This is a genomic window from Paenibacillus swuensis, from assembly GCF_001644605.1.
GTDB classification, from domain to species: domain Bacteria; phylum Bacillota; class Bacilli; order Paenibacillales; family DY6; genus Paenibacillus_N; species Paenibacillus_N swuensis.
The window spans coordinates 1,165,365-1,179,086 of record NZ_CP011388.1 but is presented as its reverse complement, the minus strand read 5'-3'; the positions used below and the strand labels follow the sequence as shown (position 1 = coordinate 1,179,086).

The 13,722-nt window shown below is 52.0% G+C and carries 12 protein-coding genes and 1 pseudogene; 4 read left to right on the top strand and 9 right to left on the bottom strand.

Annotated features, from left to right (window positions below; translation table 11 throughout):
• Positions 1 to 15: 15 nt before the first annotated feature.
• On the bottom strand, positions 16 to 987 hold the full coding sequence (locus SY83_RS04950) for a zinc-dependent alcohol dehydrogenase (RefSeq protein WP_068604807.1): 972 nt from the start codon (positions 985 to 987) through the stop codon (positions 16 to 18).
• A 58-nt stretch (positions 988 to 1,045) separates the two neighbouring features.
• Positions 1,046 to 1,225, bottom strand: a pseudogene (locus SY83_RS04945) (dioxygenase); the annotation flags it as partial.
• A gap of 258 nt (positions 1,226 to 1,483) precedes the next feature.
• Between SY83_RS04945 and SY83_RS04940 the strand changes: the two are divergent.
• Entirely contained in the window at positions 1,484 to 2,239 is a 756-nt protein-coding gene (locus SY83_RS04940) for a DUF2087 domain-containing protein (RefSeq protein WP_068604803.1), read from the top strand.
• Positions 2,240 to 2,278: 39 nt separating this feature from the next.
• Positions 2,279 to 2,638: a GIY-YIG nuclease family protein gene (locus SY83_RS04935; protein WP_068604801.1), complete on the top strand. Its 360-nt coding sequence runs from the start codon at positions 2,279 to 2,281 to the stop codon at positions 2,636 to 2,638.
• A gap of 149 nt (positions 2,639 to 2,787) precedes the next feature.
• Here the strand turns inward: SY83_RS04935 and SY83_RS04930 are convergent, their stop codons facing one another.
• Positions 2,788 to 4,800, bottom strand: coding sequence for a Na+/H+ antiporter (locus SY83_RS04930; RefSeq protein ID WP_068604799.1), 2,013 nt, complete (start codon positions 4,798 to 4,800; stop codon positions 2,788 to 2,790).
• A gap of 193 nt (positions 4,801 to 4,993) precedes the next feature.
• Here SY83_RS04930 and SY83_RS04925 point away from each other — a divergent pair, with 193 nt between their 5' ends.
• Together SY83_RS04925 and SY83_RS04920 are read left to right on the top strand one after the other, a co-directional pair.
• The gene (locus SY83_RS04925; RefSeq protein WP_068604796.1) at positions 4,994 to 5,437 is read left to right on the top strand and encodes an SRPBCC family protein; all 444 of its coding nucleotides are present in this window, start codon (positions 4,994 to 4,996) and stop codon (positions 5,435 to 5,437) included.
• A complete protein-coding gene (locus SY83_RS04920) occupies positions 5,434 to 5,802 on the top strand; it encodes an ArsR/SmtB family transcription factor (protein WP_068604794.1) in 369 nt (122 codons plus the stop codon). Before SY83_RS04925 ends, SY83_RS04920 begins: the two co-directional genes overlap by 4 nt.
• 519 nt (positions 5,803 to 6,321) lie before the next feature.
• On the opposite strand, the gene SY83_RS04915 is transcribed toward SY83_RS04920, so the two are convergent.
• The 6 genes from SY83_RS04915 to SY83_RS04890 all read right to left on the bottom strand — a co-directional run bounded on the left by SY83_RS04915 (position 6,322) and on the right by SY83_RS04890 (position 13,675).
• A complete protein-coding gene (locus SY83_RS04915) occupies positions 6,322 to 8,163 on the bottom strand; it encodes a cellulase N-terminal Ig-like domain-containing protein (protein WP_068604792.1) in 1,842 nt (613 codons plus the stop codon).
• 13 nt (positions 8,164 to 8,176) lie between these two features.
• Positions 8,177 to 8,989, bottom strand: coding sequence for a deoxyribose-phosphate aldolase (deoC, locus tag SY83_RS04910; protein ID WP_068604790.1), 813 nt, complete (start codon positions 8,987 to 8,989; stop codon positions 8,177 to 8,179).
• A 69-nt stretch (positions 8,990 to 9,058) separates the two neighbouring features.
• Complete coding sequence (gene rbsK, locus SY83_RS04905; RefSeq protein WP_157279787.1) at positions 9,059 to 10,018, bottom strand: ribokinase; 960 nt, start codon at positions 10,016 to 10,018, stop codon at positions 9,059 to 9,061.
• A 31-nt stretch (positions 10,019 to 10,049) separates the two neighbouring features.
• Positions 10,050 to 10,934: a carbohydrate ABC transporter permease gene (locus SY83_RS04900; protein ID WP_068604787.1), complete on the bottom strand. Its 885-nt coding sequence runs from the start codon at positions 10,932 to 10,934 to the stop codon at positions 10,050 to 10,052.
• 15 nt (positions 10,935 to 10,949) lie between these two features.
• Entirely contained in the window at positions 10,950 to 11,840 is an 891-nt protein-coding gene (locus SY83_RS04895) for an ABC transporter permease (RefSeq protein ID WP_068610904.1), read from the bottom strand.
• A gap of 101 nt (positions 11,841 to 11,941) precedes the next feature.
• Positions 11,942 to 13,675, bottom strand: a complete 1,734-nt coding sequence (locus SY83_RS04890) for a type 2 periplasmic-binding domain-containing protein (RefSeq protein WP_197479977.1) — start codon at positions 13,673 to 13,675, stop codon at positions 11,942 to 11,944.
• Positions 13,676 to 13,722: the final 47 nt, after the last annotated feature.

The following is a 13,722-nucleotide window of genomic DNA, read 5'->3' as shown; positions in this document are numbered from 1 at the left end:
TGTGCAGCCTCCGATTTAAGGGATATCCACAAGAATTTTTAAATAACGTTCAGGTTGTTTCATAACAAGTTCCAGACCGTCGCCAACCCGATCCAACGAAACTCTTCCGCTAATTAACGCTTTAAGATTTAAACGGCCATCCAAGACATAGCCTACAGCGCGTTCCATGTATATTCGGATCTGAATCATATCATTTACAGGTCCGCGCATCGTGACCCCTTTCTTCTGCAACTCAAAGATGTCGATCATTCTTCCTTGTTGCGGGTGACCGTAAGATATAATCAGACCTCCCGGACGTACTGCCCGGATAGCATCGTTTAGTGTAGACGACCCCGGTAATAAATCATCCGCGTATGCGTCAATGACTACATCTGCCGGATCGCCAGCTTCCACTTCCAACATGGACTCCACAAATCCGGCAACGCCATTGTCATACACTCGATCGCAGCCGAGGGATAATCCGAGCTCTCTGCGGTTCGGATACAGGTCCCAGCCGATAACCATTTCGGCTCCCATGATCTTGGCGAGCTGCGACATGATTAATCCGCTGGGGCCGAGCCCGACAATCAGCACCTTGCTTCCCGGAACAATTTCCGCGGCATCCACAGCCCGGGCGGCGGCGGCCACAAGTTCGAAGAGCGGCGCTTCATCATCGGTTACATCGTCAGGCAGCTTCACCATAGCTACTTGGCCAGGCGCAACGGCAACGTATTCGGCAAACGCTCCGACCGTAAACCACCACGCGATTCGGTCCCCAGGCAAGAAACCGGTTACGGCATCCCCGCAAGCAACGATTTCACCGGCGGCTTCGTGCCCGAATACGATCGGGAATTGCTCCCAGTGAGCCCCGGCCCATATGGCCGGATCGGAGCCGTTACAGATACAGGAGCGAGTCAAGCGAATCAGGACTTCGTCCGAACCGAATGAAGGCAGGGGAACTTCCATGTATTCAAGAACGCCGGGACGGTGTAGAATCTGAGCTTTCATGAAACTCCAATCTCCTTTCACATGATTTGTATTTATCAGTTGTGCTATAATTTTATTTCGTCTCGTAAACCTCATCCGAAGATGAGATGGTCGTCACGCCGCTCTCCCAATGCGCTGAAAAAAGCACAATCGCTTTAGGCTTCAACGTCCTCCCGTACTCTTGCAGGAACAAGGCGCAAGCATTGTCCTCAATGGCCATCATGGGCGAGCCGTGCGCTATAAATAGTGGTGATATCATCTTCATTTCCTCCTAAAAAATATGTTAAATAAAAAAGTCCCCTACCCGAACACTACATAAATGTAATTAACTATATATTAGTTAGTATACTTGCCAAATCTTCAGCTGTCAACACGATCCCCTTAAAACCAGCACCCGCATAAACTTTGTTTATGGTCATCATTCCTATACATATAAACATCAAACTACATTGACTTTTTATAGACAAAACAATATTATGTCTATTATAAGTTAGATTAAATCAAGGAGTGTTTATACATGGACATCCATGAACTATTCTGGAACGCTACCCCCGACGAACTCAAACAGGGGTACATTCAACAGGGCGAACAATTCATCTGCTTGTTGTGCGGCGAAGCTTTTGAACAAGGCATCATTTACCCCGATGGGGATCGCTTTTATGAGGCGTTTAAATATGTGCGCGTGCATCTGGCGAAGGCGCATGAGCCGGTGTTTCACCATTTGATCGGACTGGATAAGAAACTGACCGGGCTGACCGACCATCAGCGGAGCTTGATGAAGCTGTTCTATGAAGGCCGCAGTGACGCCGAAGTGCAGCAAACGCTGGAGATCGGGAGTGCTTCTACGATCCGAAATCACCGTTTTGCCTTGAAAGAGAAGGAGCGGCAAGCGAAGATTTTCCTGGCGTTGATGGATCTTCTGAAGGATACAGACCGGCATGCTCCCGCAATGATCAACCCGCCCAAGACGGCGAAGATGATTGATGATCGTTATCATGTGACGGAGCAAGAGAATGATGCGGTGTTGAGGAAGTATTTTGCCGGTGGGACGGATGGGGAAATAACGAAATTTACGATGCAAGAAAAGCATAAGTGGATTGTGCTCCGGCAGATTGCCAAGCGGTTTGAGGCCGGGCGCGACTATACGGAGAAAGAGGTGAATGAGGTGCTAAAGGGTGCTTATGCGGATTATGTGAAGGTGCGGCGATACCTGATTGAGTATGGTTTCATGGATCGGGAATCCGACGGCAGCCGGTATTGGTTGAAGGTTTAGATGGTGGTTATATGCAAAAAAAATGAGGAGGAACGCGATATGAAAACAACACGCAGAGCAGAATTGCAGCAACAGTACAAGGAAATGAAGACGGAAGCCGGAGTATACGGCATACGGCATCGCGCTAGCGGCCGGTTGTTTGTGGCTTCTACGCGCAATTTGCGCTCGTTGAACGGCGTGAAATTGCAGCTGAGTCTCGGTGTGCACATGAACAAAGCGTTGCAGGCGGATATTAAAGCGCATGGTGAAGAAGCATTTGACATTGAAGTGCTGGAGACGTTGGAGAAGAAGCCCGATCCGTTCTGGGATGAGAAGGACGCGTTAAAGAAGCTGGAGGAGAAATGGGTGACCGAGCTGCAGCCTTACGGTGAGCGCGGGTACCATGAGATGAAGGCGTAGTCGCACCGGCCGGGGCTAGGGGGCGAGGATCCGAGGGGCTGCACACCAGTGTCCCTGGGGACACTGGTGCGCCGCCGGCGGCCGGGATTCGGCCTTTTAGTGTCCCTCGGGACACTATTTCGCCGTCAACAGCCGGCATCCGGCCCTCCTCACAACAAGTCCTCCTCCTCGAACACCGCCGCTTCGCGGAAGTTCACATAGGAGCGCAGCTTGTTGGCCAAACTCCGATTGAACGTGCCCTCCTCGTACAATCGCTGGATTTCATCGCGCTCGACTTGGATGGCGCGAAGTTGGATCTCTTTCTTTTGCCGCAGAATCGTATCTTCCTCTCTCGGCCCACCGGCCACTTTCAGCCGCTCCAACACGTCCTGGTAATGCGAAATCACGGTATGCGCGGCGTCTTTGTTCTGGTCGCTGACGATTTTTTTGAGCTCCGCGATGGCCGCCTTGGCCGTTAGGATTCGGAGTTGATTCATCTCGCTCACATCCTGTGCGCCCAGTCCGCCGCCGGTCCCTTTGCTGAACAGCACATCCCGAATCCGGTTCCACGTGTACCGCGCCGCCCCCGAAAGAAACCGCCACCGGTTCGATAACACCCACTGCGTCTGGTCCAGCACGAACTGGTACCGTTTCATCCCTTCCGCGCTGATCTTCCCTTCGGTGAAGGCGTCTACGAGAGCTTTGCGCTCTATTTTGATCCCCAGCAGGTGCACTTTTCGGGTCATGTCCCTTAGCTCTTTGCCTTGATCGAGACCGCCGCCTTCGGATTCCACCTCCAACAGCTGCCGGTGATAGCTCGATACGACCGAACGCGTCGCAGCCCGGTTTCCTTCATTCATCTCCAGCCGGATCGTTTCGGCCGCAGCCCTCATGATGGTCAGCTTGCCCTGCTTCTCACGCTCTTCCGGCGTTAACCCGCCCGAGGGCGCTTTGTGTGCAACCAACGGTAACACGATACTCGCCACCAGCAATGAAACCAGAATGACGCCCGCCGCCAGAAAGATCAGCAACTCCCGTTCCGGAAACGGCGAACCGTCTTGCAGAATGAAAGGAATGGAGAAGGCGCCCGCCAACGTTACCGCCCCCCTCACCCCGGACAGGGAAACGAGGACAGAAGAGTGCAGCCGGTTTTTGGTGTCCTCCCGATCCGCAACAAGCGCGTACAGATACACCCACACGAACCTCAAGAGAATCAAGCCCGCGGATATGGCCAAAATATAACCGATAACCTGCACATTATTAAATTGCTCCGCTTCAAAAATCACTTCCGCCACCGCGGGAATCTGCAGCCCCAGGATGACGAAGACCAAGCCGTTCAGCAGGAACAGCATGACCGCCCAGGTGGAGGCTGACACAATCTGCAGCTTCACCTGCGCCGACTCCGTCCGATCCCGCTCCACGGCGTGCACAATCCCCCCGGCCACCACGGCCAGGATACCCGACACGCCAAAATGCTCGGAGATCAGGAAGATCGCGAACGGGGTGAGAATCTGAATCAGCATATGCATCGTCACGTCTTCCATCCCCCAATGGCGGATGAACACGCGCAACCAGATGATGAGGAAGGACAGAATCACCCCGCTGAGCAGCCCGCCCGCGGCAATGACCAGGAAGCTGAACGCCGCATTGGATGCGGAGAACACGCCGGTCACCGTCGCCGCGACGGCGAATTTGAACGCGACGAGACCCGAGGCGTCGTTCATCAGCGCTTCTCCCTCAAGCAACCGCAGGATGCGCTTAGGGAGATGGATGCGGCCGGCCAAGGCGCCCACGGCGACGGGGTCGGTCGGGGACAGGATCGCGGCCAAGGCGAAGGCCGCCGGCAGCGGAATCGACGGAATCATGGCGTGGATGGCGTAGCCGCCGATGATGACCGTCGCCAGCACGAGCCCGAGCGAGAGGAACAGAATCGGGGAACGCAGTTTCCAGAGCTCGTCGCGGGGGGTTCTTTTGCCATCCTTGAAGAGAAGAGGCGCTACAAAGAGCACAAAGAACAGATGCGGATCCAGCTCCAGTTCATGCATCCCCGAGGGAATAACCGCAACGAACATCCCCAGCGCGATCTGAAATAAGGGCACGGGAACGAACGGTACCAACCGGTTCAAAATATTCGAAACGCCGACCAACGTCAGCAACAACAATACGGCAAGAAATAACTCCATCTGCGGCAACCTCTTTCATCAGGCTCAGAACCTGCGTTTAACTGTAGGGTTTATTAATCTTATCTCTACAGTTTTAAACGTTTTGGGGAAAGTTAGTCATAGCAGGGTGAAGTTCTCTTGACATGAAACCAAATGGTTTCATATAATAGTGAAAACTTGCTTGCCACAGGAGCTAATTTGGAGGAGATTAACCATGTCAGAATCACAAAACTTAACTATACCGGATATTAAAATTGTTGAGGTTTATAAAGCGCCAATTGCTAAGGTTTGGGAGGCGGTTTCTACCTCGGAAGGCATTGAAGCGTGGTTTATGCCCAACGATTTTAAGCCGGAATTGGGACATGCGTTTGTATTGCATTCCCCTTTTGAAGTTTCCCAGTGCAAGGTAACAGAGCTGGATCCGCCTAGCCGATTGGCTTTCACTTGGGGAGAGTACTGGACCGTTACGTTTGAATTGAAAAAGATGACCGGAGCAGATTCGGAATTAACCGAGTTTACGTTGATTCACTCGGGTTGGAGCGAAGATGTGGTTGAGCAGCACGGCATGACTCATGCGGCCATTCGCGAGCGGATGAACGGCGGCTGGAGTTCCAGTGTGTTGCCGGCTTTGAGGAAGTTGGTTGAGGGCGAGGCGTGAGCGCGGCGCCGAAACACGATGTGTTTCAGGCGGTGGCCGACCCGACGCGGCGCCAACTGCTGAGTCTGCTCGCCGAGTCGGACGAGCTGACCGTGTCAGCGCTAAGCGCGCCGTTCGCGATGAGCCGCACGGCCGTGTCGAAGCACCTGCGGGTGCTGTCGGAGGCCGGGCTTGTGCGCGAACGCAAAGCGGGGCGCGAGACGCGCTACCGGCTCGAGGCGGAGCCGTTGCAAGAGCTGAGGCGCTGGCTCGATTACTACGAGCGCTTCTGGACGAACCGCCTGAGCGTGCTGCGGCAGTTGGTCGAGTCCGACGATGCGGACGAAGATGTCTTGGAGCCGCGCGGCCCGCGGGCGGTCGATTGAGCCTACGTGCCGGCGCGGCCGAGGGGTGGTTATCCCGTTCACTCAGCCGTGATGCTCGAGGGTTATCCCCTCACCTGGCAATGCGGGGTTATCCCGTTCACTCAGCCGTGATGCACTCGGGCTATCCTCTCGCCCGGCTATGCCGGGTTATCCCGTTCACTCAGTTGCGCTACACATCGGCTATCCTCTCGCCCGGCAATGCGGGGTTATCCCCTTCAATCAGCTGGGTTGCACACAGGATAACCCCTCACCCGGCAATGCGGGGTTATCCCGTTCACTCAGCCGTGATGCACATGATATATCCCCTCACCCGGCAATGCGGGGTTATCCCGTTCACTCAGCACGAGCTCATTCACCGTATAACTCTATGATGCTCATATTCGCTAAACATGGCACTTATTAAGTAACTACAGATATAAAAAACGAATTTCCCTCATAGGTTTTGTGACGCTAGCGTCTCGGCTGCCTTTGAGGGAAATTCGTTTTTATTTTGCCCGAATGCATGAAATCTCTTTTCTTTTACACAGGAGCATACGAATGAAAAAACTTAACGTATCGAAGGTAAGTCACCGCGCTCACCCAGCCGGCGCCATGCGGGATCCAGTCTTCATCGGTGAATTGATGAGGGCCGTCCGTCGCCTGGCTGGGCTTCACTTCAAGCCTAAATTGCGGATTGACGCTGAAACCGTTCGGGATGGAGCCTTTGATATCCGCCCACACCCCCGTATAGCGCCGGCCCACACCGTAAATCTGGCTGTACGGCACGGCCAAGCCCGGTTCAATGTCATCCTTCCACCGCACGCAGCTACCGAATGATTCTGAAGTTAACCCGGCGTTTAATCCGGCAATCCATTGCACATTGCCCACGGCAATCTCCCGGAACCGCACATCGCCCAAGTTCATTTCCAACCGAACGGCCAATGTTGCCGCAAAGGCTAAGGATACGTTAAATCCATGCCAAGGTCCCGCAAAGTTCAACAAGCCTTCCCCGTGAAAATATCCCATGGGGAGGATATGAAACGGATTTTGTTTGCAAGCGGGCAGGAAATAGCCGTAGGCGAACCGGCGTATGGTTTCTTTCCAGAGCGCCGCATCGGTATGATAATACCATTTGACCGAGATGTCGAGAAAAGGAGTGATGTATAGTGGAAATACCCCGCCGGTGTCATGACCGACATGGTGGTGGATGAATGTTTTTTCTGTGAAGGAGGCTGATGTGAAAGTCCGGAAATGCCCGTACAGTCCTCCCTCAGCGCAATCTGGAGTAATTTGACGCTCCATCACTTGGCGCGCCCATCCGGCAACGTCCTCTTGATATGCCGGTGAACCCCCGTTCATCCACAGCTCCACACCTGCCCACATCATCAACAGTAAATCACGCGTCATCCACTCATCAGGCGGAATAAATCCTTCCTCAGCCCCGTGATTCCACGAGGAGAACCCTCCGCCGGTAAACGGTTTAGCTTCCTCACGTATGTATCGGTAGGCGCGGCGCGCACGTTCCAAATACAAGCCGCTTCGTTCCGGATCGGTATCGCTTAACAATCTGGAGGTATAGCTAAAAGCAATGGAGCATTGAATGACCGAACCGGGAATCACCATCATATGATTTGGCAGCTCATGCACCACGGCCCCTTCCCCAAGCCCCAGTTGCTCGGCCTTATCCTGACATATAGCAAGATAATCGCAGCCTTGAACCAGTTGTTGTTTAAGCCTGCGCGTCTCATCTCCCGACATCCACGTATAGCCGTTGCTTAACAAATCGCACAGTCCGATGATGGTGGCAGCGTGAGAATTACTTTCGCGAAACTCGGAGCCGCAGTCTTTCCAGCCGATACCGTTGCGCGCAAGCAATGCCCTGGCTTCCATCTGCTCAATCCCTACGGTAACGACGGAGGCATCCCATAAGACGTGATCCCCTATGGAGAAAGGCTCACTGCTCCATAATACGGGATGAGTCTCTCGGGTCCCTTGAGTCGCTTGGATATCTTGAATCCCAGGAATCTCTCGAATCTCTCCATTCTCTCGAATCTCTCGGGTCCCTTGAATCTCTCGAATCTCTTGAGTCTCTTGCATCTCCCGTGTCCCTCGACTACCTTCTGTCCGTCCGCCGCCAACATCAAGTATATACTCCCCGGGGGTATTAATAGAGGTGAAATCAATCTCCCACCAATGACTTCCCCATAACTCTCCCCAATAGCGGACAGGGCCTTCCAGCGCAAGGTAATTCGATTCGGCTAACTTTAGCCGAAACCGCTTGTGTTCGGAAAGTTGATTTCGATCGCCGCTTCGAACGAGCGCGCGTTTCGGATCATACAGGTCATATCCGATCTGGGAATACAACAGGCCAGCAGCACTCATATGACACACCTCACTAGTACTCTGATGACTTCGGCGTACTTACGGCCGCCGCTGCGGATGCGTCTTCACCGCAAGTCACCGTAACACATGCTTCACCATCACCCGTCTCAGCAAATGCCTCTCCACCACTAGTCTCCTTAGCAGATGCTTCACCATCGCAAGTCGTTGCAGCCGAAGATTCCCTGCCGCAGATCGCCGGAGTAGACGTATAGTTCACACCAAGCCGTTCACAGCCCAGTTCAATATATTTGGACGCCGTCTCCGCATCGCGAATTCCACCGGAGGCTTTCACCTTAATCCTGCCGCGAGAAGCTTTCAACATGAGATTGATGGCTTCTTCTGTAGCCCCTCCCCCGTTAAATCCGGTAGAAGTTTTCACATAATCCGCCCCGCTCGCGGCACAAAGTTCAGTTGCCGTAAGAATTTCAGCCGGCGTCAACACAGCGGTTTCCAGAATCACTTTGAGCACAAGGCCTCTTGCCCGCGTAACATCCGAAACCGCCCGCACATCACTCTCCACGAAATCCCAAAGCCCTGACCGGACCTGTCCGTAATTGATGACCATATCGATTTCATGAGCGCCCTGATTCGCGTAGAGTTCAGCCTCAAGCGCTTTTACAGCGGATAAGCCGGTTCCGTGGGGGAAGCCAAGCACCACACATACTTGTGTCTCCGTTCCTTCACACATGGATACGGCCAATTCCAAATCACAAGGTCTTACACACACCGTTTTCACCTTATGATCAATCCCGGACTGAATTGCTTCCCTCGCTTTGCTAAAGGTCATTTCAGGTTTCAACACAGCATGATCCAAGTATCTATTCACGGACACAACCTCCAATGTTCAAAATAATTGATCCTACCTATTACCTATGTTCATAATATCTCATTCAACCTATAACCTATGCCCAACCCTGCTCCTACTTGAGTCCGTTTCACTTTCACTCATTAATTCCTCAACTTCGTGCAACAAAGGCATCGCTTGCTGCGCACCCATCGCGGTTGTAGCCAACGCTGCTACTGCATTAGCAAACCTTACGCTCTGCGTTAAATCCATGCCTTCGGCCAAGGCGTAAGCCAACCCGGCATTAAATGAATCGCCCGCCGCGGTAGTATCAACCGTGTTGACCCGGAACCCGGGAACATGGGTCACTTCTTCCCCCGTCACAATATAAGCGCCCCGCGCACCTGCTTTAGCAATGACGGTTGTTGCGCCCTTAGCCAACAGGATATTAGCCGCAACGGCAAAATCCTTCTCCTCCTGGATCAACATCCCCGACAGAGCTTCTAGTTCCGACTGATTGGGAGTAATGTAATCTACGCGGGCGTAAATAGCGTCAGGCAAGGGTCCCGCCGGCGCCGGATCAAAGATAATGCGCTTCCCGCTTCCCCGCAGCTTCTCCATCGCGTAGAGCGTTGCTTCCAGCGGAATCTCGAGTTGAAAGAGGAACAACTCGTGTTCTTCGATCGCGTCCCAGCAACCCTCCAGATACGCTATGTCCACTTTCCCGTTCGCTCCCGGGTACACGTAGATGCTGTTTTCACCTGATTGGTTGACCGCTACAACACCGATTCCTGAATACATATCGGGCTCAATGCCGATGTAATCGCAATTGATCCGGGATTCTTTTAACACTTGAAGATAGTTCAGCCCGTAAAATTGATCCCCCACCTTACCGACCATCGTGACTTCCGCTCCCAGCCTGCCCAATGCGTAAGCCTGATTGGCGCCCTTCCCTCCCCCGGTAAATACCTGGAAGGAGGAGGCCACGACGTTCTCCCCGGCCCTTGGAAATTGTTCCACGCCCATGAATATATCCACGTTCAAGCTGCCGATAACACATATACGAGCCAAATCCTCATCCTCCCTTCAAATTCCGCTAATATCATTCCTTCACCGAACCGAGTGTGATGCCGGATATGAAATATTTTTGCATGAAAGGATAGACTGCAATGATGGGAATAATGGATACGATAATTTTGGCCGACTCCAGGGTAACGCCTTGGTAATCCGCAATGCGCCCCATGGTCGCGGCATCCATCCGGGTTGGGTCAATCTGGACCACCATCTGCTGCAAGTAGGTTTGCAGAGGCAGTAACTCCTTGCTGGAAATATAGATCATGGCGGAGAAATATTCATTCCACGTACCTACGATGTTAAATAACGTGATAGTCGCAAGTACAGGCAGGCATAACGGTGTATAAATCCAGAATAATTTGCGCCACGGACCGGCTCCGTCAATGTTGGAGCATTCATCCAGTTCTTTGGGCAAATTACGCAGAAAGTTCATGACCAGAATCGCATTGAACACATTCGCCAACCCCGGCAGAATCAATACCCAGAATTGATCCAGTAGGTTAAGGGATTTGATCGCCAGATAGTTCGGAATTAACCCTCCGTTAAACATCATCACGAACAGAAAGATCCACATGAACACGTTGCGGCCTTTAAATTCCCTTGATTCCCTGGAAAGAGGATAAGCCATCATGAGTGTGACCACCAGAGCAAGCGCCGTAGAGACGACCACGCGTTGAATCGAAACCCACAGGGATACGAAAAACTGCTTGTCTTCGAACACTTTGCCGTACGCGCCGAAATGAAGTCCTTGCGGCCACAGTCCGACATTACCGCTGCTGGCTTTAACAGGCTCGCTAAAGGAAAGCGCCATTGTGTGAAGCAACGGAGCAATAGATAATACACTAATGAGTATCATGAAGAAGATTAACGACCCGTCAAACATGCGGGAGCCTAAAGTATGGGAACGTACCATGGGGAATCTCCCTCCTTAAAAAATACGGTATTTGGCAAATCGGTAAGCCAACCAGTACGTAATGATAATCAATAGCATGGAAATGACGGAATTAATAAATCCGATGGCGGTTGCCGCTTCATATTGAAAGGAAACCAGTCCCGATCTGTAAATATAAGTATCGATAATATCCGCCGTCTCGTACACAAGCACGTTGTACAGGTTAAACACCTGATCAAACCCGGCATTCAGAATGCCTTGCAGACTTAACGTAGCTAACAATACAATCGTCATGGAAATCCCAGGAATGGTAATGTGTTTCATCTTCTGAAACCGGTTGGCACCGTCGATATCAGCGGCCTCATATAGAGCTGGATTAATACTTGTTAATGCCGCTAAATAGATAATGGTCGAGAAACCGAACTCTTTCCATACATTACTGAGGATCAGAATCGGGCGGAACCACACATTGCTACCGAGGAACATCTGCGCCTCCAGACCGAACCAGGCTTGCAGCATGCTGTTGACGACACCGTCCAGCCCCAACGCTTCCCGCATAATTCCCGCGATGACAACCCACGACAGAAAGTGAGGCAAGTAGACGATGGTTTGCACGGAACGCTTGAGCCAGTGAATACGCACCTCATTCAGCAACAAGGCGAATACAACAGGAACGATGAGCATGGTGATCATTTTGAGTACGGAAATGACCAGGGTATTCTTCAGAATTTGTTTACTCTCCGAGCTTTGGACAATCGACTCAAAGTGATCCAAGCCTGCCCAAGGCGAGCCCCAAATTCCTTCTGTCGGGTTAAAATGTTTAAAAGCGAGCACGATGCCTGACATCGGATAAATATTGAACAAGGTGACAAGAATTAGTGCGGGCATCAGCATTAGAACATAATGGAACGTATGGGATCGGGCCATTCTTGATAACACAGCCGGTCCCTCCTTTCTTTCACTTTACTCCTGGAGATAGAAAAACCGGGCCAAGCGCAAGGTTCGGCACCGGTCATCTATAGAACTCATTATTTCATCGATGCGTATTTCTCGTTTACTTCCTTCGTAATCTGTTCGCCGCCCTTAGCCATCCAGTCTTTAACGAACGTATCGAAGTAATCGACTTGCTCCTTGCCCATAATGATTTTCAGGAAAGCCTGTGTCTGCAAATCATTCAGCGAGGTCCACTTCTGATCCATGGTCGGCGTACTGTCCCCGAACTTGTTAAATTGCATATCCAGCTTTGCGTCGGCGATTGCGCCGATCCCGTCAAGCCAAGCAACCTTTTGAATATAATCGTTCATATCCTTCTTCGGCGCCGCGGTATCCCGTTCAATCTGTTCATAGATCTTGGTTTCTTCCGGATCCAGAAGATCTTTACCGGCCTTGCCCGCCATAATCTCTCTGAACTTCTTCACGGTTCTCATCACGGTATCTTTGTACCCGATATCGCCGCCGATTCCGTATACATCCCGTTTAAAGCCGTCTTTGTAAGTACCCATGTCCAGCTGGTTGATTTCTTCGTATTCCCCTGAACTGGATTTATCAATGATATTCATAGCTTTCAGAATGACCTCAGGATGCTCATATCCTTTACGCACGACAAGGTAACCTTGAGTCTGGTAGCTCGAGCCCGCTTTAGTAATTCCTTCGGCATCCTTCAAGGTGTAAGCCTTCCAATTCGAATTGGCATCGCTCTTCATTGCGTCGCCAAGCGGCCAGAACGGCGCCCACCATTGACCCAGCATCAGTCCCGCCGTGCCGCCGATCAGATTCTCGGACGCCATGTTACGATCCCGTAACGCGAACTCTTTGTCGATGATCTTGGCTTTATACATCGCTGCCAATTTACCTAGCGCTACTTTCGTCTCGGGTTGCACGCCTCCGTAAACCAACGCGCCGTCCGCACCTTCTACCCAATACTTAGGGTAGGACTTCTCATTCCAGAAGAAGGTGTCCAGCCCCATCGGCTGCCCGTCGGACAACATTTCTTTACCGGATGTAGGCAACCCTACTTCGTCCGGCTTGCCGTTGCCGTTCGGATCTTGCTCCATAAACGCTTTGGCTACGGTCTCCAAATCCGCGAGTGTCGTTGGCGCTGGTAATTTCAGCTTATCCAGCCAATCCTGACGCACCCATATGACGGGAGCCGCGCTGTCCGTTTCCCCGACCAATGGCAATGCAAGCAATTTCCCATCATATGTGGCTTCCTTTAACGCTTCGCCGTTCGTGGAATTGTACACATCCTTCACGCCTTCTGCCGCATAGCTCTCATATACGGAGGACAAGTCCTCGAGCATGCCGTTCTCCGCCAACCGGTTCAAGAACACCTTCGCCGGTGTGGAGCCTTGAGCCCGGACGACGAATACATCGGGCAGGTCATTACTCTGAATCATCAGGTTAAACTTATTGTTATAGGAATCGCCTACCGGAGCCGTCCATTTGTAGTTCACCTTTACGTTCAAAGTCTTTTCCAAAAACCGCTTGTAGGCGTTATCTTCATAGCTGTCGCCTTCCGGGAACTTATCTTCCGGGTTCGTCTCGGCAATGGTTGAAATCGTCAGGGCTTCCGCATAGGCGCCCAACGGATCCGCCGGCTGTTCCTCGACTGCTTTCTTCGGAGCATTCTCATTCGTTTGTGTATTGGTTGACGCGGCGTTCTTCGCTTCATTGGTAGTGTTGCTATTGTCTGAACATGCTGTAACGGTTAACATCGCTGCGACCAGTAAAGCAGCAGCCGCGGCTGTTTTCGTACTTTTCATGCTTTCCCCTTCTTTCTCCATCTATTGGTTTACGTCTTCATTGTAAG